The 23,979-nt window shown below is 42.6% G+C and carries 23 protein-coding genes and 3 other annotated features; of the genes, 13 read left to right on the top strand and 10 right to left on the bottom strand.

What is annotated here, in order from left to right; translation table 11 throughout:
- The first annotated feature begins 137 nt into the window (after nucleotides 1-137).
- The 6 genes from AC0OMA_RS19225 to AC0OMA_RS19200 all read left to right on the top strand — a co-directional run bounded on the left by AC0OMA_RS19225 (nucleotide 138) and on the right by AC0OMA_RS19200 (nucleotide 7,258).
- Nucleotides 138-1,439 carry an HD domain-containing protein gene (locus tag AC0OMA_RS19225; RefSeq protein WP_015483845.1) on the top strand — a complete coding sequence of 434 codons (1,302 nt, stop codon included), beginning with the start codon at nucleotides 138-140 and terminating at the stop codon, nucleotides 1,437-1,439.
- Nucleotides 1,440-1,474: 35 nt separating this feature from the next.
- Nucleotides 1,475-1,975 carry a YwgA family protein gene (locus AC0OMA_RS19220; RefSeq protein WP_003227524.1) on the top strand — a complete coding sequence of 167 codons (501 nt, stop codon included), beginning with the start codon at nucleotides 1,475-1,477 and terminating at the stop codon, nucleotides 1,973-1,975.
- Nucleotides 1,976-2,086: 111 nt separating this feature from the next.
- Entirely contained in the window at nucleotides 2,087-2,557 is a 471-nt protein-coding gene (locus AC0OMA_RS19215) for an Rrf2 family transcriptional regulator (RefSeq protein WP_014478304.1), read from the top strand.
- On the top strand, nucleotides 2,557-3,966 hold the full coding sequence (locus AC0OMA_RS19210) for an MFS transporter (protein ID WP_015384945.1): 1,410 nt from the start codon (nucleotides 2,557-2,559) through the stop codon (nucleotides 3,964-3,966). The genes AC0OMA_RS19215 and AC0OMA_RS19210 overlap by 1 nt, the downstream gene beginning before the upstream one ends.
- A 46-nt stretch (nucleotides 3,967-4,012) precedes the next feature.
- Nucleotides 4,013-4,241 (top strand) — a binding site (T-box leader).
- Nucleotides 4,242-4,274: 33 nt separating this feature from the next.
- Nucleotides 4,275-4,496: a binding site (T-box leader), on the top strand.
- A 31-nt stretch (nucleotides 4,497-4,527) separates the two neighbouring features.
- Nucleotides 4,528-4,749 (top strand) — a binding site (T-box leader).
- 53 nt (nucleotides 4,750-4,802) lie between these two features.
- The gene (gene thrS / locus AC0OMA_RS19205) at nucleotides 4,803-6,719 is read left to right on the top strand and encodes a threonine--tRNA ligase (protein WP_474222348.1); all 1,917 of its coding nucleotides are present in this window, start codon (nucleotides 4,803-4,805) and stop codon (nucleotides 6,717-6,719) included.
- Nucleotides 6,720-6,838: 119 nt separating this feature from the next.
- On the top strand, nucleotides 6,839-7,258 hold the full coding sequence (locus tag AC0OMA_RS19200; protein ID WP_003227535.1) for a MarR family transcriptional regulator: 420 nt from the start codon (nucleotides 6,839-6,841) through the stop codon (nucleotides 7,256-7,258).
- A 42-nt stretch (nucleotides 7,259-7,300) separates the two neighbouring features.
- Here AC0OMA_RS19200 and AC0OMA_RS19195 read toward each other — a convergent pair whose 3' ends face one another.
- A complete protein-coding gene (locus AC0OMA_RS19195; protein ID WP_003222038.1) occupies nucleotides 7,301-7,489 on the bottom strand; it encodes a 2-hydroxymuconate tautomerase in 189 nt (62 codons plus the stop codon).
- A 108-nt stretch (nucleotides 7,490-7,597) separates the two neighbouring features.
- Between AC0OMA_RS19195 and AC0OMA_RS19190 the strand changes: the two genes are divergently transcribed.
- Together AC0OMA_RS19190 and AC0OMA_RS19185 are read left to right on the top strand one after the other, a co-directional pair.
- Nucleotides 7,598-8,257, top strand: coding sequence for a site-2 protease family protein (locus AC0OMA_RS19190; RefSeq protein ID WP_474222347.1), 660 nt, complete (start codon nucleotides 7,598-7,600; stop codon nucleotides 8,255-8,257).
- A gap of 13 nt (nucleotides 8,258-8,270) precedes the next feature.
- Nucleotides 8,271-8,789, top strand: coding sequence for a YwhD family protein (locus tag AC0OMA_RS19185; RefSeq protein ID WP_003244446.1), 519 nt, complete (start codon nucleotides 8,271-8,273; stop codon nucleotides 8,787-8,789).
- 293 nt (nucleotides 8,790-9,082) lie between these two features.
- On the opposite strand, the gene AC0OMA_RS19180 is transcribed toward AC0OMA_RS19185, so the two are convergent.
- On the bottom strand, nucleotides 9,083-11,158 hold the full coding sequence (locus AC0OMA_RS19180) for a transglycosylase domain-containing protein (RefSeq protein ID WP_015384942.1): 2,076 nt from the start codon (nucleotides 11,156-11,158) through the stop codon (nucleotides 9,083-9,085).
- A 202-nt stretch (nucleotides 11,159-11,360) separates the two neighbouring features.
- On the opposite strand from AC0OMA_RS19180, the gene speE reads away from it, so the two are divergent.
- Both speE and speB read left to right on the top strand, forming a co-directional pair.
- Nucleotides 11,361-12,191, top strand: a complete 831-nt coding sequence (gene speE / locus AC0OMA_RS19175; protein ID WP_003227543.1) for a spermidine synthase — start codon at nucleotides 11,361-11,363, stop codon at nucleotides 12,189-12,191.
- Nucleotides 12,192-12,251: 60 nt separating this feature from the next.
- Nucleotides 12,252-13,124 carry an agmatinase gene (speB, locus tag AC0OMA_RS19170; RefSeq protein ID WP_003227545.1) on the top strand — a complete coding sequence of 291 codons (873 nt, stop codon included), beginning with the start codon at nucleotides 12,252-12,254 and terminating at the stop codon, nucleotides 13,122-13,124.
- A 291-nt stretch (nucleotides 13,125-13,415) separates the two neighbouring features.
- On the opposite strand, the gene AC0OMA_RS19165 is transcribed toward speB, so the two are convergent.
- The 6 genes from AC0OMA_RS19165 to rapF form a co-directional block, all read right to left on the bottom strand.
- Entirely contained in the window at nucleotides 13,416-13,979 is a 564-nt protein-coding gene (locus AC0OMA_RS19165; protein WP_015483840.1) for a hypothetical protein, read from the bottom strand.
- The gene (locus AC0OMA_RS19160; RefSeq protein WP_015384940.1) at nucleotides 13,972-14,619 is read right to left on the bottom strand and encodes an ABC transporter ATP-binding protein; all 648 of its coding nucleotides are present in this window, start codon (nucleotides 14,617-14,619) and stop codon (nucleotides 13,972-13,974) included. The genes AC0OMA_RS19165 and AC0OMA_RS19160 overlap by 8 nt, the downstream gene beginning before the upstream one ends.
- Before the next feature lie 1,475 nt (nucleotides 14,620-16,094).
- Nucleotides 16,095-16,781, bottom strand: coding sequence for a hypothetical protein (locus tag AC0OMA_RS19155; protein ID WP_236822444.1), 687 nt, complete (start codon nucleotides 16,779-16,781; stop codon nucleotides 16,095-16,097).
- Nucleotides 16,782-17,040: 259 nt separating this feature from the next.
- Entirely contained in the window at nucleotides 17,041-17,517 is a 477-nt protein-coding gene (locus AC0OMA_RS19150) for a hypothetical protein (protein ID WP_015384936.1), read from the bottom strand.
- Between the two features lie 227 nt (nucleotides 17,518-17,744).
- A complete protein-coding gene (gene phrF, locus AC0OMA_RS19145; RefSeq protein ID WP_009968329.1) occupies nucleotides 17,745-17,864 on the bottom strand; it encodes a phosphatase RapF inhibitor PhrF in 120 nt (39 codons plus the stop codon).
- On the bottom strand, nucleotides 17,848-18,993 hold the full coding sequence (gene rapF, locus AC0OMA_RS19140; RefSeq protein ID WP_015384935.1) for a response regulator aspartate phosphatase RapF: 1,146 nt from the start codon (nucleotides 18,991-18,993) through the stop codon (nucleotides 17,848-17,850). The genes phrF and rapF overlap by 17 nt, the downstream gene beginning before the upstream one ends.
- 2 nt (nucleotides 18,994-18,995) lie before the next feature.
- Between rapF and AC0OMA_RS19135 the strand changes: the two genes are divergently transcribed.
- From AC0OMA_RS19135 to AC0OMA_RS19125, 3 genes are read left to right on the top strand one after another with little or no spacing between them, the layout of a single operon-like run.
- Nucleotides 18,996-19,226: a hypothetical protein gene (locus AC0OMA_RS19135; RefSeq protein WP_015483838.1), complete on the top strand. Its 231-nt coding sequence runs from the start codon at nucleotides 18,996-18,998 to the stop codon at nucleotides 19,224-19,226.
- The gene (locus AC0OMA_RS19130) at nucleotides 19,223-20,578 is read left to right on the top strand and encodes a YncE family protein (protein ID WP_015384933.1); all 1,356 of its coding nucleotides are present in this window, start codon (nucleotides 19,223-19,225) and stop codon (nucleotides 20,576-20,578) included. The genes AC0OMA_RS19135 and AC0OMA_RS19130 overlap by 4 nt, the downstream gene beginning before the upstream one ends.
- 39 nt (nucleotides 20,579-20,617) lie before the next feature.
- The gene (locus AC0OMA_RS19125; RefSeq protein ID WP_015483837.1) at nucleotides 20,618-21,991 is read left to right on the top strand and encodes a YncE family protein; all 1,374 of its coding nucleotides are present in this window, start codon (nucleotides 20,618-20,620) and stop codon (nucleotides 21,989-21,991) included.
- A gap of 5 nt (nucleotides 21,992-21,996) precedes the next feature.
- On the opposite strand, the gene albG is transcribed toward AC0OMA_RS19125, so the two are convergent.
- Together albG and AC0OMA_RS19115 are read right to left on the bottom strand one after the other, a co-directional pair.
- Nucleotides 21,997-22,698 (bottom strand): antilisterial bacteriocin subtilosin biosynthesis protein AlbG, encoded by a 702-nt coding sequence (gene albG / locus AC0OMA_RS19120; protein ID WP_015384931.1) that lies wholly within the window; start codon nucleotides 22,696-22,698, stop codon nucleotides 21,997-21,999.
- Nucleotides 22,695-23,975: a M16 family metallopeptidase gene (locus tag AC0OMA_RS19115; RefSeq protein ID WP_015483836.1), complete on the bottom strand. Its 1,281-nt coding sequence runs from the start codon at nucleotides 23,973-23,975 to the stop codon at nucleotides 22,695-22,697. Before AC0OMA_RS19115 ends, albG begins: the two co-directional genes overlap by 4 nt.
- Nucleotides 23,976-23,979 lie beyond the last annotated feature (4 nt).

Below are 23,979 nucleotides of genomic sequence, written 5' to 3'. Positions count from 1 at the left end.
CCCTCAGGTCAGGCTTTTTTGCTTCACAAGATGTGTTTTTCATGAAGATGGAACAAATCGCCGGGCAAATTCAAGGATGTTTTCAAAGAATAGAGTCGATATAATAGAAACACGGCTAAAAAAAAGAGGGAATGACGATGGCGTATCCAAATGGAAAATTATCAGAAGAAAAAGTGTTTAAAGATCCGGTGCACCGCTATGTTCATGTTCGGGACAAGCTGATATGGGATTTAATCGGAACCCGTGAATTTCAGCGTCTCCGCAGAATTAAGCAGCTCGGCACGACCTATTTGACGTTCCATGGGGCTGAGCACAGCCGGTTCAACCATTCTCTCGGTGTCTATGAAATTGTCAGAAGAATGGTTGATGACGTCTTTAAAGGCCGCCCTGAATGGGATGACAGTGAGCGCGAACTCTGTTTGGCCGCGGCGCTGCTTCATGACCTCGGGCACGGGCCGTTCTCGCATTCATTTGAAAAGGTCTTTCACCTTGACCACGAGGATTTTACAAGAGATATCATTTTGGGAGACACGGAGGTTAATCAGGTGCTCAGAAAGGTGAGCCCGGGTTTCCCTCAGGATGTTGCAGAAGTCATTGCCAAAACATATAAAAACAAGCAAGTGGTCAGCCTGATTTCGAGTCAGATTGACGCAGACCGCATGGATTACCTCCAGCGCGACGCATATTATACGGGCGTCAGCTACGGCCATTTTGATATGGAGCGGATTCTTCGGGTGATGCGGCCGCGCGAGGATCAGATCGTCATTAAAGAAAGCGGAATGCACGCTGTCGAAGACTATATCATGAGCCGTTACCAAATGTACTGGCAGGTCTACTTCCATCCTGTGACTAGAAGTGCAGAGGTTATTTTAACGAAGATTCTTCACAGGGCGAAGCAGCTGCACGATGAAGGCTATGTCTTCACTCACGCTCCGGTTCATTTCTATTCTATTTTTGAAGGGAAATTGACACTGGAGGATTATGTAAAGCTGGATGAATCTATTATTTTGTATTACTTCCAGGCCTGGGAGGAGGAAGAAGACGCGATTTTATCCGACTTGTGCCGCAGATTCATTAACCGCCAGCTGTTCCAATACGTTGAATTCAATCCGAATGAAGAAATGTCGGCTTATTTTGAGCTGACCTCATTGTTCAAAGAGGCGGGAATCGATCCGAGCTATTATTTGGTCGTTGATTCTTCATCAGATCTGCCATACGATTTTTACCGACCGGGAGAGGAAGAGGAGCGTCTGCCGATCCATCTCTTGACGCAAAACGGCCAAATTAAAGAGCTGTCCAGGCAGTCGGCTATTGTGGAATCCATCTCAGGTAAACGGCGGACGGACCACAAGCTTTACTATCCAAAGGACTTGATTTGTGACGGCTCTAAACATCCGGAAGCGAAAATGAAAATCCGGCAGCTGCTGGGACTGACATAGAAATTGGAAAGAAGGAAAAAGGAGATGTCGGGAATTTGTTGAAAGAACATGCAAAACTGATGAAGGTGTTCTCGGATTCTGGAGAAATCATCGGGCGAAAGAAGCTGCAGAAAATGATTTATATCGCCAAGAAAATGCAGTTTCCTTTCTATGAGAAATATGATTTTCACTTTTACGGACCATATTCAGAGGAACTGACGCTCCAGATTGAAGAGCTGTGCAACCTTGGATTTCTGCATGAGGTGAAGGAAAAAAAGGGCGGCTACTTTCAATACCGGTATTCGCTGACTGAGACAGGCTCCGCATTTTTAGACCATGCTGATCTGGACATGCCGGATATGAAAGGCTATATTGACAGTGTAAACAGCCGTTCATCACGGTTTTTAGAGCTTGTTTCCACGATCCTTTACTTTGACGGGCTTGAGGATGAGGAAAAGAAAGAAAAAGTCTTTACCATCAAAAGCAAGCAAAAATATACAAATGAAGAATATGACGAAGCGCTTCAATACATAGAGGAACTGAAGCAGATTTGTTAACCATACCAAGCAAAAGAAATGATCCGTTTCTTTTGCTTTTTTTATTGACAAAAGCTGCTAAGAGATTCATTATGGATAATAGTTATCCATAATGAATCAGGAGTGAATAGGATGAAAATGAAATCAGGAATGGAGCAGGCGGTTTCTGTGCTGCTGTTACTGTCACGGCTGCCGGTACAGGCTTCTTTGACGTCAGAGGCTATAAGCCAGCGATTGCGTGTGTCTCCGTCTTACTTGAAGAAGCTGATGAGAACATTAGTTCAAGCCGGTTTGGCAGAATCCTTACCAGGGACGAAGGGCGGTTTTACCCTGACGAAGCCTTTGGCGGACATTACGCTTTATGATGTTTATCAAGCGGTTGAAGGCAGAGGTTCGATGTATCAGGGGAAAGGCCTGCTGCAATCTGTATTTGAGGGAGAAAGTCACTGTGTGCTGGAGACAGTCATGGGGGAAATCGAGGATAAATGGGCCAATCTCATGAGAGAAGAATCCTTGCAGCATGTCATGGACAGAGTCGGGGAATTGTATGATCTTGAAAAAATAGATGATTGGGTAATCAAGCAAGTGAAAGGGCAATTGTAATGAAAAATAGCGGATCTTTACACAAAACAGATTCATCTACAGGAATATCTGTACTGATCGTGCTCGCACTTGGTTTCCTCATGGCAACTCTTGATGTGACCGTTGTGAATGTGGCGATGGCGGATATGAAAAACACTCTTTCAATGTCACTTTCAGGTGTAACATGGGTTGTGGACGGGTACATTCTTACTTTTGCGTCGCTTCTGCTGGCGGGCGGAGCCTTGGCTGACCGTTTCGGCTCGAAGACGATCTATATCTTAGGTCTAGCCGTTTTTGTTCTGGCCTCCTGTGTATGCGCTGCATCTATAAATGGGCAGATGCTGATTGCCGGACGTCTCATACAGGGAATTGGAGCAGCTTTGTTTATGCCAAGCTCACTCAGCCTTTTGGCTGCCTCTTATCCTGATGAGCGGGTGCGGGCGAGAATGTTTGGGCTGTGGGCCGCGCTTGTTTCCGCCGCTTCAGGCCTTGGGCCCTTTATCGGGGGAGTGCTGGTACAGTTGGCGGGCTGGCAGAGTATTTTTCTGATCAATGTGCCAATAGGGGCTGCTGCGCTCATTTCAGCTTACCGAATCCTCAGCCGCGTTCCGGGAAAAAGCAGCCGCGTGAACATCGTTGGGCATCTGCTTGGCATGATGGCTCTCGGGTTTCTTTCCTATGCTTTGATACAGGGGCCTTCAGTGGGCTGGCGCTCGCCAGTGATTCTTGTAGCATTTACTGCAGCGATTTTGGCATTTGTGCTGTTTTTGCTGCGGGAAATTTCTGCAAAAGCACCCATCCTGCCGGCGTCCTTATACAAAAGCGGCCGCTTCTCAGCTGCCCAATTTATCGGGTTTTTGCTGAATTTCGCCCTTTTTGGCGGCATGTTTATGCTCAGCCTTTTTTTGCAGGAAGCAGGAGGCGCAAGTTCCTTTATGGCTGGAGTGGAGCTGCTGCCGATGATGGCGGTCTTCGTGATCGGCAATCTGCTGTTTGCCCGTCTGGCGAATCGGTTTGAAGCCGGGCAGCTTATGTTTGTATCAATGGCGGTCAGCTGTATCATTGCATTGCTGTTGTTTGTGCTGATTTCTCCGGATTTTCCTTATTGGCAGCTGGCGGTATTGATGTCTGTTATGAACCTCTGTACCGGTATTACAGTTCCTGCCATGACAACTGTGATCATGCAGGCTGCCGGGCAAAGACATGCGAATATCGCCGGTGCGGCGTTAAATACAAACCGGCAAATCGGAGCCTTGGTCGGCGTAGCGATAACCGGGGTGATTATTCATCTGTCCGCCACTTGGTATGCCGGTGCCGGGTTTACGTTTTTGATGATGGGAGCGGCATACAGCCTCGCTGCATTGCTTGTATGGCTGTTTCTGGTTGCCCATAACGGAACTGTTGCGTCAGAAAAAAATGTAAATCACTGATTGCGCTTTGTGGGAATATATAGTAAGATATAAAAAATTATTGAAACAACAGGCACTGATAAGGACACGAGATGCTTTTTACGGTTTCCAGAGAGGGAAGGACAGCTGAGATCTTCCTAACGCAGGGAAAGCAGCTTACCGCCTTTGAGCCGTATCGGGGAAAACAAGTATCTGATACCGTCATGCTGCGTTACAGCATCTTCAAGCCGATCACCATGTGTAATTGATCGGGAATTTGGGTGGAACCACGGATGATCAACACATTCGTCCCTTTTAGAGGGATGGGTGTGTTTTTTTATATGAACTACATAAATGCGTTGAAAAGGACACGAATGATAGTTACGGTTTTCAGAGAGGGAAGGAAAGGTGAGAGCTTCCCAGCTTAGGAATATCATTTACCGCCTTGGAGCAGCATTGGGGAACTGAAGTATCCAATGCCGTCTATGCTGCGTTACAGCACCGAGCCGACAATATAGTATTTGTCGGGAACTTGGGTGGAACCACGGGTTAATCACACACTCGTCCCTATCTGTGGGACGGGTGTGTTTTTTTATGAATTGAATACATGCGATGAAAAGGACACGAATGATAGTTACGGTTTTCAGAGAGGGAAGGAAAGGTGAGAGCTTCCCAGCTTAGGAATATCATTTACCGCCTTGGAGCAGCATTGGGGAACTGAAGTATCCAATGCCGTCTATGCTGCGTTACAGCACCGAGCCGACAACATAGTATTTGTCGGGAACTTGGGTGGAACCACGGGTTAATCACACACTCGTCCCTATCTGCGGGACGGGTGTGTTTTTTTATATACAACAATGAATAAGGAGTGTTCTAAAATGAGTAAACATGTACACATTCAGCTTCCGGACGGACAGATCCAGGAATATCCGAAAGGCATCACAATCAAAGAAGCGGCTGGTTCTATCAGTTCCAGTCTGCAAAAGAAAGCGGCCGCAGGTCAGGTCAACGGCAAGCTTGTTGATCTCAGTTTCAAGCTGGAGGAAGATGCTGAGCTTTCGATTGTCACACTCGATTCACAAGAAGGCTTGCAGGTGCTTCGCCACACAACAGCGCACGTGCTGGCCCAAGCAGTAAAACGGCTGTACGGCGAAGTGTCATTGGGGGTAGGGCCTGTGATTTTAGACGGCTTCTACTATGACATGAAGCTGGGGAAAAGCTTGGCATCAGGAGACTTAGAGGCCATCGAAAAAGAAATGAAAAACATAATAAATGAAAACCTTGAAATCAAACGTATGGAGGTTTCTTACGAAGAGGCTGAAGAGCTGTTTGCACAAAAAGACGAGCGGCTCAAGCTTGAGATTTTAAAGGATATTCCGCGTGGGGAGGATATCACACTGTACCAGCAAGGGGAATTCGTTGACCTGTGCCGCGGGCCGCACCTCCCTTCTACAGGAATGATCAAGGCGTTCAAACTGACAAGAGTATCAGGCGCTTATTGGCGCGGAGACAGCAAAAATGAAGTCCTGCAGCGGGTGTACGGGGTTGCGTTTCAAAAGAAAAAAGATTTGGATGCGCACCTGCATATGCTGGAAGAAGCGGCAAAACGAGACCATCGCAAGCTCGGCAAACAGTTAGGGCTGTTTATGTTTTCTGAAGAAGCGCCGGGGATGCCGTTTTATTTGCCGAAAGGGCAGATTGTCCGCAATGAGCTGGAGCGCTTCTCGCGTAAGCTGCAAACAAATGCCGGCTACGATGAGGTGCGTACGCCGTTTATGATGAATCAGCGGTTATGGGAGCAGTCAGGCCATTGGGACCATTATCGCGACAATATGTACTTTTCAGAAGTGGATGATACAAGGTTCGCAATGAAGCCGATGAATTGTCCCGGCCATATGCTCATTTTTAAAAACAGCCTGTATTCTTATCGGGATCTGCCGATTCGCATGGCGGAATTCGGACAGGTGCACCGCCATGAATACAGCGGCGCTTTAAACGGAATGCTTCGCGTTCGGACGTTCTGTCAGGATGACGCCCATATTTTCGTTCGGGAGGATCAGATTGAGAGTGAGATCAAAGAAGCGATTCGGCTGATTGATGAGGTATATCGGACATTTGGTTTCGAGTATTCAGTTGAGCTTTCGACTCGCCCGGAGGATTCATTAGGCGATGACAGCCTTTGGGAAGCGTCGGAATGTGCCTTAGCACGCGTCCTTGAGGAGCTTGGCCTCTCTTATGAGATCAATGAAGGTGATGGGGCGTTTTACGGGCCGAAAATTGATTTCCACATAAAAGATGCCCTGAAACGGAGCCACCAATGCGCGACAATTCAGCTTGATTTTCAAATGCCGGAAAAATTTGATTTAACATATATCAACGAACTCAATGAGAAGGTTCGTCCCGTTGTCATCCACAGAGCGGTTTTCGGCTCAATCGACCGTTTCTTCGGCATTTTGATCGAGCATTACGGCGGGGCTTTTCCAGTCTGGCTCGCACCGCTCCAGGTTCAAATCATACCGGTTTCGCACGTTCACTTAGACTATTGCAGAAAAGTGCAGGCGGAGCTGAAGCAGGTGGGGATAAGAGCCGGCATTGATGAGCGCAATGAGAAGCTGGGCTATAAAATCAGAGAATCGCAGGTGCAGAAAATCCCGTACGTGCTGGTGCTTGGAGATCATGAGGAGCAGGAGGATGCGGTAAACGTCCGCCGATTCGGACATCAGCAGAATGAACATGTTCCTTTTCAGACATTCAAAGATAAGCTTGTGAAACAGGTGGAAAATCGAGGCATGTAGGATAAAAGCTGTGAATTCACATTTTGCTTTTTTGACTTTCCCTATTCGGAATCAGTAAAATAATAAGTAAATCATATCGTTCGTATGTTATGAATGCATCTCGAAATGGGGAAATTGACATGGACCATGACAAACTGGAAGCAAATTTGCTGGATCACGCACTTACAAAATATTTGAAAAGCACGAAGCAATTAGATGAAGCCACCGTTCCGAAACACGTGAATAATGTAAGAGGGTTTATTCTGCGGATCATATACAGACATGGGAGCTGCACCATAAAGGATATTTTGAAGGAGGTCACACTGTCTCCCTCTGCCACGACCACAGCTCTGAATCATTTAGAGCAGGAAGGGTTTATTGAGAGATCCAGAAATAACAATGACCGCCGCACTGTATGGATTACGCTTTCTGAATCGGGCCGGGGAGCGGCTGAACAAATGATCGAAAACCGCCAGCAGCTGATTGACGGCATGTTTGAACGTTTAACAGCCGAAGAGAAAGAGACGTTCTTGGCGATTATTGCGAAGCTGGCTCAATAGGGATAATAAAAGCCGGTGCGCGAAGCGCCGGCTTTATAGAGATTATTCCATATCGCTCAGGCGTTTGCCTGCGACGGCATAATGGTCTTTTCTCATTTCTTCTATAAAGACAACAATTTTTTCTTCAGAAGCACCGGTTGTTTCCTTTACGGCTTCTGTTACTTTCTCGACAAGATTGCGTTTTTGCTCGTCTGTACGGCCTTCGAGCATTTTGACAGTTACGTATGGCATGGGTGCTGAATCCTCCTTTATCTCGTTTCCTCTCTTTAGAAAAAGAGGCTTCTTATAGTATACTGAATAAAGTAAATTCTTGCATTTTGAGAAAGAGGGATATCTCACTTGGACCGTTTCTTATATTATCCGTTATCTTTAATGCCATACCTCGTCATCACGCTAATTGTGTCGTTTACGATGCACGAGCTTGCCCACGCTTATGTCGCATACAAATTCGGTGACGATACGGCGAAAAAACAAGGAAGACTGACGCTGAATCCCATTAAACACCTTGATCCGTTCGGAACCATTTTGATTTTGGTGGCCGGCTTCGGGTGGGCGCGCCCCATTCCCGTGAATCACCGCTTCTTTAAGAAACCCCGGCTTGCCGGTGTGCTCGTATCTATAGCCGGGCCCGTCAGTAACCTGATTCTTGCGTTTATTGGTTTCTTTTTGTTAGTGTTGATGCATGCGTACGGAATGGAAATGCTTGCGGCGTTCAGCACGGGGCTGGATCAGTTTTTTTCTATTTGGATACAGCTGAATCTTGTCTTGTTTTTATTTAATCTGCTGCCGCTTCCTCCGCTCGATGGCTATCGAATTATAGAAGATCTCGTTCCGCCGGGCGTGCGTGCCAAAATGACGCAGGCGGAGAGCTACGGCTTTATCGTATTTTTGGTGCTGTTTGTGACACCGCTCGGATCTTACGTGCTGTGGCCGATGCTCAATGCAGGAAGAGATTCGATTTTAAAGCTGTTTTCAGCGATATTTCAACCGCTTTTGTAGGAGGTAGAACTTCATGGAAGAAAAAAAGAAAAAATCAATCGGGTTTAATATTATCAAAAGTGATCCGACAGACGGACACGGTGGTTTTGGCGTAGGGGCACTCAGCCTTGATAACATTTCTCCCGTATTCGTTGATGTAGAGGAAAAAGAAGCGTTCGTAGACATCGGCGCCATGCATGCCCGCAGCACCGTTGAAAAAGGAATTAAATTTCTCCCGAATAAAGAAGAAGTTCCGAACGGAAAACCATACTGGCTTGTGTGGGTAACGATTGACAGAAAAGAAGAGGGGCCTTATTACGCTGGTGTGACAGCCTGTGAAATGACGGTCGACAGAAGCATCAGAAGAGGCTACAAGTCGCTGCCTGAGCATGTGAATTTGATGGATAAATCCATGAAACGGAAAATCATCGTTGATAAAATGGACGACAGCTCGAAGCGTGTACTAGGCGAATTTCTGAAAAAGCATGATCAGGGCCTATGGGACCGTTCCTCAGATGAGTTAAAAACGAGCCTGCTTCCGGAAAACAATTAATTTATGAATTTTCTGTGAACTTTTAAAGTATTTGAGATATTTTTCGTAAACATTGAGTAAACTGGTGATACAGAAATAGGACATGGAAAATCCCGAGCCGAAACAAGACTCGGGGTTTTTCATTTTTTAGGGGGATATGAGTCGGCGACTGGGAGATGAAAGCCGGCGTCGAAGAAATAAGAAATTCACCACTTTATCCCAAAACTGATTGTTCAGCTCGATTGTCTAACATTCTTCCATCGATTATGAAGGAACCATACGAATAACCCGGCCTCCGAGGAGCCGGGTTATTTTCAATGATGTCGCCCCAGCCATTTGTCCCACCACTTTTTCTCGGAAGCGGGCTTTTCTTTGGATGGAAGCCGGTCTTTTGTTTGTTTTGCGGGTTCTGCCCCGTAGCACACGTTTGCTGGTTCTGTGCCTTTCACAAAATATGTGTAATGCTTAGCGGCACAGCCGGGACCTGATGAGTAGCCTGTTTCCGGATCAATGTACACACCGGTTACGCCTTTTGGCGGCTTGAACGCGGTTTCTGGTTCGCCTTTGAGCGCGTCCTCCATGAAGTCCGCCCAAATGGTTTTAGCATAGCTTTTTTCTTCGACCGAGTCGATGGTGCTGTTTTTGTCATAGCCGGTCCAAACACCTGCGGCCAGCTTCGGATTGAAGCCGATCATCCAGCTGTCTGCGCTGGTGGTTCCTGATTTTCCGGCATACGTTCTTGTCAGGCGGTTGGCTATCGTTCGCCCCGTAACCGACGTATATCCATTTAAATCGGTATCAAACATGCCTGTCATCATACTCGCTGTGACAAAAGCGGCTTTTTCATCAAGCACCTGTTTATGCTGATTCGGGTTTTCGTACAGCACGTGGCCGGCTGCGTCCGTTACCCTTGAAATAAAAGTCGGTTCGATTTTCTTTCCGCCATTTGCGAGCATGGCATAGGCGTTGACCATCTCAATCGGGCGTACGGGTTCGGTGCCGAGTGCCAGAGACGGCAGTGCTTGAAGATGGGCGGTAATGCCAAATTCCTTTGCCGTCTTTACAAGTTTGTTCGTGCCGAGAAAAAGATGCGTTTTCACAGCGTAGATATTGTCGGAAAGCGCCAGCGCCTGCAGAAGCGTAATCGGCTTGTTGGCATAGTATCCGTTATAGTTGCTTGGAGAATAGGTTTCTCCCTTTGCGTCAATTTGAAACTCGGTTTCTTCGCTTTTCATCAAAGTGACTGGCGTAAATCCGCTCTGAATCGCTTTATAGTACAGCAGCGGCTTGATCGTCGAAGCAGGCTGGCGCTTCGCCTGTGTCGTCCGGTCAAACGGGCTTTTTTGATAATCCCTGCCGCCGACAAGAGCGAGAACGTTTCCGGTGCGGGGATCAATGGCTGAAAACCCGACTTGAATGTCAGAGCCCGCGTTAACCGTTTCGGTAATGGTCTCCTCGGCGATGCGCTGCATCCGTTTATCTACCGTTGTATAGACGTTTAACCCGCTCGTTTCAATTTGCTCCCGTGTCATGCCGAGCTTTTTCTCCAGCTCTCTCATCGCATTGTCATAGAAATAAGGAGCCTTTCTCTTGGAAACTTGTTTATTCAAAGGCTGATAGGAAAGAGGTTCCTTGATCAGTTCATCCGCTTTCTTTTGGCTGATCATCTGCTGCTTTTCCATCATCCGCACAATCGTTTTCTGGCGCTCCTTGGCCTTCGTCTCATTGACATACGGTGAATAGCCGGAAGGTCCTTTCGGGATTCCTGCCAGAAGCGCCGCCTCCGCATCCGTCAGGTTTTTGGCATGCTTGCCGAAATACAGGCGGGAAGCTGCTTCAATGCCGTAGGCGCCGTGTCCGTAGTAAATCGTATTTAAATAGCCTTCTAATATCTCGTCCTTAGAATAGTTTTGTTCCAGACGGATCGTATAGAACGCCTCATTCCATTTCCGTTTCCACGTTTTGTCGTGTTCAAGGTATAAGTTTCTCGCATATTGCTGGGTGATGGTGCTTGCACCCTGAACCTTGGCAAATGCTTTCAGGTCAGCAAGCGCCGCGCCGGCCATGCGTTTATAATCAAAGCCGTGATGATCGTAGAAATTCTGGTCCTCAATCGCCACTGTCGCTTTTACGATCGTCGGATTCATGTCCTTTAAGGGGACCCAATAGCGCTTTTCGCCGTAGTTCGTTTCCCCGAGCTTTGAGCCGTCACTCGCATACAAAATCGTGGATTGCGGCACTTGCACCGAGGGAGCGCCCTGGTATTTGGCTATCAAGATGACAGTCATAAACACGGCAGCTGCCGCCAAGGCCGCAAAAGCCCCTAAAAAGATAAAGGCGCGAACGGTTTTCAGCGTCAGTCTCAGCCGTTTATTTGTCATTGCATCCACAACGGGTTCCCCCCTTTTTTTATGTTTCTACTATTATGAGAAAAAAAGATCGTTTTTAAACATCGCAGAACAGGACGCATCTTTACTTTTTCCCCGCCATCCTCTATACTTTTTCCTTAGGTGAAAATGAGATTTCAACCGAGAATAAAAGCTGATAAGACGCTTACAATAAATGAATACAGCCTCGAAAGGGAGATGACAATTGAGCGAACTTTGGTACACAGAGAAGCAGACGAAAAACTTTGGCATTACGATGAAGGTTAACAAGACGTTACATACAGAACAAACGGAGTTTCAGCATTTAGAAATGGTGGAAACAGAAGAGTTCGGCAACATGCTGTTTTTGGACGGCATGGTGATGACATCTGAAAAAGACGAATTCGTTTATCACGAAATGGTGGCGCATGTGCCATTATTTACGCACCCAAATCCGGAGCACGTTCTTGTAGTCGGCGGCGGTGATGGCGGCGTTATCAGAGAAATCCTGAAGCATCCAAGCGTGAAAAAAGCGACACTTGTAGATATTGACGGCAAGGTGATCGAATACTCTAAAAAGTTCCTTCCTTCTATCGCAGGCAAACTGGATGATCCGCGCGTTGACGTGCAGGTAGATGACGGATTTATGCACATTGCAAAATCTGAAAATCAATACGACGTCATTATGGTAGATTCAACTGAACCAGTCGGACCGGCTGTAAACCTGTTTACAAAAGGATTCTACGCAGGAATCGCAAAAGCGCTGAAAGAAGACGGTATTTTCGTTGCGCAGACGGACAACCCATGGTTTACACCCGAATTAATCACAAATGTACAGCGCGACGTGAAGGAAATCTTCCCGATTACGAAGCTGTATACGGCGAACATTCCGACATATCCAAGCGGTTTGTGGACATTTACAATTGGCTCGAAAAAATATGATCCGCTTGCAGTGGAAGACAGCCGTTTCTTCGATATTGAGACGAAATATTACACAAAAGATATTCATAAAGCGGCATTTGTTCTGCCGAAATTTGTGAGTGACCTGATTAAATAATGAAGGTATGGCGCAGGAGCGAATCTTGCGCTTTTTTACAGGAAAGCGAGGGTATTATAGATGAGATTTGATGAAGCTTATTCAGGAAAAGTATTTATCGCGAGCCGTCCCGAGTGGGAAGAGGCGGACGCCATTCTTTACGGCATGCCGATGGACTGGACAGTCAGCTATCGCCCGGGCTCACGCTTTGGTCCAAGCAGAATCCGTGAGGTGTCAATCGGCCTTGAGGAATACAGCCCATATTTAGACCGCGATCTGGCTGACTTGAACTTCTTTGACGCCGGCGACATTCCGCTGCCGTTCGGAAATCCGCAGCGAAGCCTGGATATGATTGAAGAGTACGTGGACAGCATTTTAGAAAAAGGGAAGTTCCCAATGGGTATGGGCGGGGAGCACCTCGTGTCATGGCCTGTCATTAAAGCAATGTACAAGAAATACCCAGACCTTGCGATTATCCATTTTGACGCACATACAGATCTTCGTGTTGATTATGAGGGAGAACCGCTTTCTCACTCCACGCCGATCCGTAAGGCGGCAGAATTGATCGGACCGCACAATGTGTATTCATTTGGAATCCGTTCCGGCATGAAAGAAGAGTTTGAATGGGCGAAGGAAAACGGCATGCACATCTCAAAATTTGAAGTGCTTGAACCGCTGAAAGAGGTGCTTCCGAAGCTGGCGGGCCGTCCGGTTTATGTCACAATTGACATTGACGTATTAGACCCTGCACACGCACCGGGTACAGGAACGGTTGACGCCGGCGGCATCACGTCTAAAGAATTGCTTGCATCCGTCCATGAAATTGCGCGTTCAGAGGTAAACGTAAAGGGCGCTGATTTAGTGGAAGTAGCACCGGTGTATGACCACTCAGAGCAAACGGCAAACACAGCCAGCAAAATCATCCGTGAAATGCTGCTTGGGTTTGTGAAATAAGAAGGTAGGCCCGTGTTGACTGGTATAAGCCATTCAGTACGGGCTTGTTTTATTTTTTTCAATCTTAATAGGTGCTTAAAGTGGAATGAATTAAGGAGATAAGAGGTTTTGAATTATTATGATTTTCAATGAAAATTATTGAAGCGGTGTTGGCAATCATAATATCAATATAGATGAAAATTAAATTGAAAGATATTGAATTCTATAATTTAACTTTTCAGGAGAGAAGGAAGAGAATATAAAAATACAATTCAGGAAATATGAATTGATTTCCTGAATTGTAATACAAGATTAATTAAGTGGGAATTTATATGTTATCCTTTTATTTGATTTGTTTATCAAGGAATAATAAACAAATAATTTAGAGGTTGTGGGATCAAAATTTTTATAGTTAAAGTTTACGTCTTTGCCTTTTGTCATTTTCAAACCGACATAGCCTCGTATAGTTTTCCCAGCAGGAATTGAAGTATTGAATTGATACTTTTCTGGAAGATCTAAATTATACGCCATTAAATTGTAATAGTGATCAAAGCCACCAAAAAAAAGATATTTCATTCCATCAGGTGAGAGCTGTTCCAGCGTTATTTCGTGCTTGGATGTATTTGTTATATCCAGCGGCAAAATGTATAACAATCTTTTCATATTAAGATCCTCATCCATAAATTCAATTGGTTTTAATGGTTTGAGAACATGATAAGTAATCCCGGCACCCGTATCGATCATACGATTTTTCGGAAGGTTTGTGATATGAGGAGAGTAATTATCATTATGATTATTCAGTTTATAATAACGAAAACTACTACCAGCAACAATAATTAAAAAAATGGTTATTAACAATATTGCTCGTTTATTCATTATCCTCACCCAGTCTACCATTGCTAATATGTATAACTCTGTCTACAATATTATTTTCAGTCAGGGTTTCATCATGACTTGCAACGACTATTGTAGTTCCCTTTTCTTTTTCTTTTTTCAATAAATCAGTGATTAGCTGAATTCCTTTTTTGTCGAGTGCGTTAGTCGGTTCATCTAAAAGCAGCAGTGATGGAGACTCCATTAGTGCTTGTGCTAGGCCTAAACGTTGCTTCATTCCTAAGGAATAACGTTTTACCTTACGGTTGTCTTCAGGATCTAATCCTACTTGCTCTATCATTTTTCGGATCTCTTGGTCTGAAACTTTCTTATTAATTGAAGCTAAGAATTTCAAATTTTGATAACCGGTATAGACAGGTATAAAACTGGGATATTCAATTAATATCCCAGTATTTATAGAAAAATCTGTATCTTTTCCTATAATGAGATTATTGACAATAATTTGCCCTTTGGTTAATTTTAAAAGCCCTGCGATTGCTCTTAAAATCATTGTTTTTCCAGAGCCATTATGTCCTTTTAATACTACAAACTCATTTTTTTTGATAGTTAAATTAATATCATTAAGTACAAGATTTCCTTTTAACTTCTTATATACATTTGTACATTCTATAAATGCAGTCATAATTAATCTCCTAAAATGTCTATTTTTTTTATGCGAATCATTCCTACAAAGCAGCATGAGATGCAAAATAAAGCAATTACACCAATAAATATTGGCAAATGAATAGCAGAGCCATTAGAATAACTCATATTTATTGATGAATGATCGGCGAAATACCATCTGCCTGGTATGGCTAACGAGGTAAAAAAGAATTTTGAATGAACAAATATGGATATGATGAGATACACAATTGAAATAACTAATGAAATAATAAACGAAAAGAAATACGTTAATGTTTCAAAAACTAGAGTATAAACAGCTGTCACTGAATATTGAATTAACATTAAAGAAAGAACAGGTTTGATCTCTCCAATTGTTATTGTACCTTTGAATATTAGAAAGAAAATGAAATAGAATGAAAACCAGACAATCCAGATTATCAAGCAAAAAAACCATAAGGAAAACACTTTGCTTAACCAAAAAGCTAATTTATTGTTTAATTTAGGTATTAATAAAGTTCCTGATTTTTGAAAGTCATTATATGAAAAATGCCCAATAATAAGTAAAGGGAATAGCTGAAGGCAAATCCACGTAAAGGGGATTGAAAATTTATGTTGTGAATAAAGCTCATGTAATTCAAAAAAGTTTAGTGAATGAAAGACATTCATATAATTATTTAAAAGATTGTGCTGGTCTAGTTGGCCAGATTTATAACTATTCCAAAAAGAAACAAAATAGACTAGCAAAGCTGCTAAACTTATAAAAAGAAAAGTTGCTTTACAATCATGCAGCCTCATCATAATATCCCTTTTTAACAAATGAAAAATAGAATGCATTAGTACGTTCCTTTCTGGTCGTTAGGCCTCAAATAGTCTTGTTTTTTAACTATTTGAATACACACTCCGAACAAAATAAACATCAGCCCTACTCTGAATACCAATAGATCCTTTAAATCATCAAAATTTAATAAAAATCCGTTTAAGAAGAGAATGCCGTTACATTCTAGATAATCAAACAAAAATAAAATTATTTCTATTATTACAACTAATATTTGATTTGTTAAAAGGATTAAAAACGATGTCAAGTAAGCAATGAATATATAGGCGAATACATGAGTTGAAAAATTACTAACAGTTAACAGATTATTATCAATATTATATGTAAAGCACAATATATAGATTTCTCCCATAACAATAATGCCTAGTATAGCTGAAAAAGAAATGCTTTTAAGGAAATAGTACCCTACTATCTTAAATGAACTATTCAGCCGAATCACGGCATGATCCATGAAATAATCGGAAGACACTAATAGAGTAAATACTACAATTAATGGAGCTATCAATAATACAAGGTGCTGATATGTAAAGATTTGATCGATAATATGGTCATTTTGCGTCTGTATTGATCTCTTAAAAAATATAAATATAATTATAGCATTGATAGAAAAGAGTATAGAAAAACCAAAATATTTGCTTATGAATTTTTGTTTTAAAAGATTATAATAAAACACGGCGCTTTTTACCCCATAAAAATATTAAAAGACCTAATATAATTAATACTAAGTTTAATAAAGAAAAAATTTGTAAATTAAAAAAACCATTTTTATTAATAATATATCTTTGAGGATTATAATCTGGATTCAAGATAGTAATGCCAAGTAAATTCACAACAAACGGTATAATATATACAAAATAAGTTTTTTTAATGAAAAAAGAAAAAGATAGCCCGACTGTTGATAAGATAGCACCGTATAGTCCATTTATAAGTATTAGGATTAACGTATAGAGCAGTGGATGTTCATAATAAATGTTAGCAAGGTCACTACCATTAGAAACCACATTTTGCATGTAATTTATGATTCCATCAGGTTTAATGGATGGATAAGTCATCAAAAATAAATATAAATTAATACTTAAAGGAATTATAATAATCAAAAAAGAGCACAAGAAATTAAACACGATAAGTGTATTAAAGTATTTGCTTTTAGTTGTTTTTATTATAGTGTTCATAAAATATCCAGAATTCACATCAAATCTATATATACTTGTAATTGGCAAGGTAGCCAAAATAGGAAGTATCATCAACCATACTGTTGAAGGAATAACAGAATTACCCTGTAATATGTTCGATAAAAAAGGTGATTTGTGAACTTCGTAAGGCAGATTTGAATGATTATTAAACACTACAATATCCAAGTACTGGTATAGTACTATGAGAGTACTAAATATAAGTGAAAAATATAGTGTCTTGCTTTTTAGAAGCCTGTAAATGAAAAAATAGGTCATATTTATACCTCCTGTTATTAAAATGAATTAAGGTAATCATTTTCATATATTACCACATTTATAAATCATCATGATTAATTTAAGGGAAAAATAAACTTTAAAAAGCGGTTTTACATATCGTAAAACCGCTCAAACCCTATTTAGAAGCAAAATTCCATTAATATTCTATGTATTTGCCTTTAGGTTTAACACTGTCAGGACTCCAATTTGTTTTGTACGCATTATTTTCCCAGCTGTAACCACCAAATCGAACGGGAACATTTTTACCATAACTTTCAACTGCTGTGTTCACAAATAAATAAGTGTTTCCTGGCTTTACCTCTCCTTCATGTTTTTTTCCAGATACGTTTTTCCAGTCTCGTCCTTTAGAGTGAACGTTAGCATCTGCTTCAGTCCAAACATTAAAACTGCTGTTCTTGTCAGAGCTTATCACTTTCATATACATAGAGCTTTTGTTCTGTTTTCTGCGTGCAGTTGTATAATCATAAGGAGACCATACTCTAAAAGTAAAATGGACAGTTGAATCAGAAGTATTGGCAGCGGCATGCACAGCACTTGTGACTCCAAAAGATGAAACAGCAAGCCCAAATATTATAAACATTTTACTTATATGTTTTTTAACTGTAAATTTCATTTGTTATTATTCCTCCGAGTATTCTTCAATTGAAGATTAAAGATAACTTAAGTCCTATATATAATAATGTATAATACAGGAAAAGTAAATGAAATTTAAGGAAAAAATTCATTTGTTTATTAATATTTAATTTAAAGGAAGTGAAAAGACTGATAAATTTCTAAGTGAATAAATATAAAAAGGGAAATGTTAACGAAATAACATTTCCCTTTTTATATTTTAAGTGTTTAAATCATTCCTCGTTGTGCAACTTCAATTTGGTGTGTAGGTGCATTTGCAATAGTTGTTGCCACGAACACAGTGCTTAGAGCCAGACAAGAGAGTAATAGTTTAGACTTCAATTTCATACAAACTCACTCCTCCTTGAATAAGTTGCCTTACTTGTTCCACCTTCAAAAAATAAGCAGAAGCTTTTTGAAAATTTTTACGTTCATGATAATATTTTGCCACATCAATAGCGAAATCTTCAAGATCAGCATACAACATTTTACTTTCGAGAAAATCAAAAAATCCTTGAATTGCTTCTTCATCCGGGCCTGATAAGTATAAAGATTTCAAAAATTCAAACTCTGATAAATATATTACATCTCCGGCCTTTTGTGAATAAGCCATTCCCTTACTATGATATTCATGAGCTTTATCCATTTTTCCTAATTTATAATGGATCTGTGTAATTAAAAAATACGCTTGAGGTAAGGAAGGAAGAATATTTGATTCTTCAAAAACAGCTATTGCTCTTTTGAAATAAGTTATGGCATCCTCATATTGGCTTTGGCTGTTTTTACAAAGCCCGATATTGTACAAAGTTCTTCCCATTAATTGGGGCTGCTTTTCAGCTTCTGCCATAGAATAAGCTTTTTGAAAATGTGAGATGGCATCCTCATACTGTTTTAAATCTAAAAAATTGGTGGCAAATAAAGAATGACACTGCAGCAATCTTATATTATAAGCTTCATTTTCTTTGTATATTTCATATGCTTGCCGTGCATAGTCCATTGAAAAATACGTTTGTTTCATATAGTAATAAGATTCAGACATCTTAAAGAAAAACTCAGCTTTCTCTATCCGATCCTTAACGAATATCAGCTTGCTTTCGGCCTTCTTGAAAAATTTAATAGCCGACAGATATTCCCGCTGGTCCAGCTCATACATGCCTCTGAAGAAATTAAAATAGTACTCAAGCAGACCAGTTAAACGAGCCTGTTTTTTATCAATCTCAAGCAGCAGATCAGACAGTCTCGGCTGTTCCTCAATCCTCATTTTTTCTAACGGTTCAAGGTACTCAAGCATCAGGTTGTGCCGAAACTCCATTAGTGAATAGTACAAATGAAGGTCTTGATCTTCTTCCATGTGATCCAGCTCTTGCTTGATTTCTCGTCGCAAATATTCTGCATCGGGTATGCTAAATCGGCGTATGTACATATACCATTCGTTAATCTTTTCTCCGATGGAAGAAGAAGATATGACACCTGTCACGTTTGCAAATCCCTCCCTTCATAATTCTATATATGTCATATTTTATCATCAACATTCTTGTGAGAAGCGCAAAAAAACCGCAATTTTTTCTTTCGTTACACCGCATGTTTGGAAATATATTTTCAAAAAGAAGCGTTTACCCTCAGCAATTTGTACAAGCAAACACGTTATCCTTCCATATTCTGTTATATCTGCGTGAGCAGTGTATGTCTGAAAAGGAAGTGAAGGAATGAGAAAAAACAAGCTTTCCTTTAAAGAAAAAGCAGGAACAGAACAAGAAGAGTGCTTATGTTTTTGTGAGGGAGAAGCAAGCCGAGAAGCCATGTTTCAAGCACCGATTGAATTACCTGAAGGGTTTGTCGTTGATCCGGCTGAAGCTGTTGCAAACGTGACGTGGAATGCAGACAGCCTTTCTTGTGTCAGTGACCGTTGCTTAATTCAAACGGGGCCTGAGCCTGATGAGGTCGGTGTTCAATTTGCAGTGAGCCTGCAGGGAACCGTTACGCTACTCGTCAGTGTCTCACCTGTGCGAAATCAATATGGACAAGGGGACGGGGCTGTTTCCGTCATTCACAATGCAGAGATCGATCAAGTCGTCTATTATTCCGATGAACCGGATGATTGCCCGGATATCAGTGACATCACGATTGAGAACCTTGTTGTTGTTCCGCCGTTTTACGGCAGTCCTTTATCGGTGACGGGGACGATTGTGCTTGTGCCGGAGCCGGAACCCGTCTATGCGTTTACAGCGAATTCAAATGATCAATCAGTTTCTGTGATTGATACAAACACTCATTCTGTTGTGACAACGATTGCTCTTCCGTACAATCCGGCAGGTATTGAAATTACCCCAGATAAAAGCGCTGTGTTTGTCTTACATCCCAACAATAATGTGATTTCTGTCATCGATTATGACACATTAACAGTGACAGCATCTATATTGCTGGATCAGCCGCCTCGATTGATTAGATTTATCCCTAATCATGAGTTTGCTTATGTTTTCACCGGTACTGCGGTTTCTGTGATTGGAATTGATACGTTAACTGTGGATAGGTCGATTCCTGTGGAAGGGTATGATGTTGCAATCGATCCCAATGGGTTATTTGCCTATGTTCTAAATTTTGGCATCGTGCAAAAAGTGGACCTAACTACCGGTGAAGTCACAGGAACAATTGAACGAGAGCTTATCGTATCAACCATAGAAACAAATTGGCCGGAGCGGTATGCCTATGTATTAGAACAAGAATTCTTTTTTAATTATTTGACGGTTATTGATTTAAATACGTTTACCATCAGCAGCACCCAAGAGCTGGAGTATGAAGGGGAATATCGAATGTTTACGAGTGGAGCAGAGGTGTATTTATATGACGGCTTCACTGGCAATTTATATTCTGTCAGTCCAAATGGAGCAGGCGTTATAGGAAATGTTCCGCAGTCGGCAAGAGACTTTGCGTTTACCCCGAATGGCGAATTTCTGTATGCAACTCATGTTCTAGAACAGAGCATCACTGTTTACAACACGGAGGATTACTCCGTGGAGACTGTCATATCTCTTGGGGTTTCACCGGGAGCTATTGCGATTTAATCAACTATGTGTGGTGCATTTCTAAAAGGACGTGAAATCATGAAAAAGAATGATCTTTCTGCTTTACAGGAAAATTGTTTCTGTTTTTGTGATGAGGAAATTAGCCGGGAAGCGCCGTTTCAAGTGCCGATAGATATCCTTGAGGGCTTCAAGGTTGATTCGGCCGAAGCGTCAGCGGCTGTTACATGGAGTACAGACAATTTGTCCTGTATCAGTGAGCCTTGCTTAATCCAGACTGGGCCGGAACCAGATATCGGTGTTCGATATGCCGTGAGAGTACAAGGGACCATTACGCTTCTTGTCAGTGTGTCGCCTGTACGAAATCAATATGGACAAGGGGACGGGGCTGTTTCTGTGATTCATACTGAAGAGATTGATCAAGTTGTTTATTATGCAGCACAGTCTGACCGCTGTCCTGATTTTAATCAAATGACAGTGGAAGATCTTCTCATCGTGCCGCCTTTCTACGGCAGTCCGCTCACGGTGGCCGGGACACTTGTTTTACCGCCATCGCCAGACCCTCAATCGTATGTGTTTACTGCCAATACTGGAGACAGCATGGTTTCGGTCATTGATGCAGATTTAAACACTATTGTAAAAACAATCCCGTTTTCTGCTGTGCCAACTAATCTAGGCGTTACTTTCGATAAAGCATTCACGTATGTTCTCCATGGGAATACCAACCTTGTCTCAGTGATTGATAATAAAACATTAACCATCATAAATACTATCACTGTTGGAGGAGGGCCGAGAAAGATTGAATTTGATCCAACAGATGAGTTCGCGTACGTGATGGCAGCCGGATCTATATATATGATTAACACGGCCTCTCAATCGGTCATTGATGTCATTCCGATACCCGGCGCTTTAGACTTTGCTCTTGATCCGAATGGACAGTATGTCTATACCGCTAATGGAAGCAGTTGGTCGGTTGATAAATATGATGTAAATACTGGGCAGTTGGTAGAAAGTATCATAGATACATTTGAATTTCCCAGTTTAATTGCAACTCCTTACGCTGGAAATTTTGCGTACGTGTTGAATGGTGAGCTGTGGCCGAAAGGTGTAACGGAGATTAGTTTGTCACCATTAAGCAGGGGAGGGGACTTCAGCCGTTTATTTGAAACGCTGAGGACGATTGTATTTTCTCTCGATAGTACTAGAGCTTATTTTCTAGAGCCATATAGTGAACCGTTTCTCATTAATAACTTATACGTAGTTAATACGGCCAGACAGAGGATCATTGCAAACGTGTCTCTCCCCGGCGCTTTTGACCTCGCCGTAACGCCGGACAAACAGTATATTTATGCGGCACAGCCCAACGACAATGCTGTGACCGTGTACCGCACAAGTGATTATACAGCCGTGACGGTGATTCCGGTTGGCGCGGGTCCGTCTGCGATTGCGATGTAGCTATTTTATAGATCAAGAGAAGCGGTGCTGCGATAAGAGAATCGTTTATAAATAAATGATCCGATTTGCTGGATGGCAGCCAGGATAATCAGAAACAGCAGTTCACTTATAGAGAAACTGAGCATCCACCAAAGCCCGGCTGCTGCCAGCACTCCCGCAAACACTTTTCTGAACAGGCTGCCGTGCCGGAAAAGCTGCCGCAAATACGTTCGCATGCAAAACAATAAATACAGGATCAGTAGCATCGCAAGTCCCATTGAAAGGGCAGGGGGCGTGTGAAGGCGGAAAGGGACGGCTTTAACGATTTCGAACATGCAGCCGAATATGATGACTTGGCACAACACGGCAGCCATCACGTATGTTTGGCGGACGTTTTTATAGCTGTCACGCAGCGATTTGACGTCTTCTGCATATCGGCTGCACAAGTTGTGTTGCTGAAAGTCACAGCAGCTTTGATGAGACTGTGTGAGTTTCTGAAAAGCTGCTGTCATGTTTTTCACGGATTGGGTGACATAATGAAGATAGAGAAAAGCAGGCAGCATCAGGAGGGCAGCGGTACAAGCCAGCAGTCCGAGCCGCACAGCATCATTGTTGATCATCTGTACATATTGGGCGGCGGCTTCGGCAACGGCCTGAACCCAGCCGAAGGAATAAGCCGCCATACCTATAAGCAGCAATGAAAGGGTAAAGACAGTGTTTTTCTTCATTGTCTGATCGCCTCTTTCTGAGAAACGTGAATGATCGCTTTGTTAGAAGATGCCATTGCATCAATGAGAGACAAGAAAACCTGCGTATCCATATCTTGAATGATGTGGTACATGTCAAGAAACGAGCAATCGCACCTGTCACACTCGGCTGCCCACTCGAAGCATTTACGCACATAATCGCTGTCATAAATGATCGCGTAAGTCAAAGAGTCCTTGCCGTATTGAAGCCAGGCGGCAACCTGTTCTTTCTTCTGTGTGACATAGTATGAAGCCACATCGATATAAGCTGAAGAATGGGTCCCTTGACTGTGAAGGATCAAGAAACCGCCATCCTCATATATATAAGTCTCGGCGGACAAGCGATCGATTTCCAGACGGTACGTTTGCTGAATCTCTTGAAAAAACGGTGAATCTAATTGAAATAGAATACGAGCCGCGATATCCCAATAAAGCTTTATCGACAACAGATCGTTTTGCCCGGGAAGTGCGCCGATCTGTAATCCGGTCCATGTATCATTCATCCGCTCCTCATCACCCAGCACCATTTTTTGTGAGAGGGCTGGAGGGCATGCCGGGATGATTTTTCTTTCAGCATGATAATCCGGACGCTTTTCCAGCTGGAGGTGAGGAGGCAAAAGCGTTTCTGTATTTTCTGAGCCCCCAATCAAAAACAGCGTCATCCGATGGGCTTGGTAGGCAGCCTTATAGGCTTTTTGTAAATCACTGATGTCCAGCGCCTCAATATCTTCGATTCTGCCTGCGGGGAAAACGGCAGCTGGTGATGAGGGAGAAAGCATGCTGATCAGCTGATAATGATATGAGAGCTGATGGTTAAGGTGTGCTGTTTGAATTTCGCTTGTAATCACAGCTTTTTCCTGAGCGATAATCTTCTTGTCAAATGAGTGGTTCCATAAAGCATCAAGCAGGATGGGGATCGTTTGTCTGAGCCGATCCGGTAATGAGGTAAACATGAAATTGGTATCGGTGTAGGTAGTGAATGCGTTTAAAAGCGCGCCATGCGCAAAAAAATCACTGTACAGATTGCGGCCGTTATGCCAGAAGAGAAGATGCTCTAAAAAATGCGCTGTGCCATACGGAAGCAGTGTATCACCGGATTCTGCCCGTATACATACATCCCGGCTTCCAAAATTGATTTTTACATTGCACAGCCGCAGGTGGGCGCGGGGGAATTTCAATCTGAATATTTTTAGTCCGCTGTCTGTGTATCTGATATCGGTTCGTTCATCCAGCTGTTGAAAAAAGGCTTTCTTTTCCATCTCT

The organism is Bacillus sp. AMCV2, from assembly GCF_056033925.1.
Note: the sequence above shows the minus strand (reverse complement) of the source record. Positions and strands in the feature narration are given on the sequence as shown.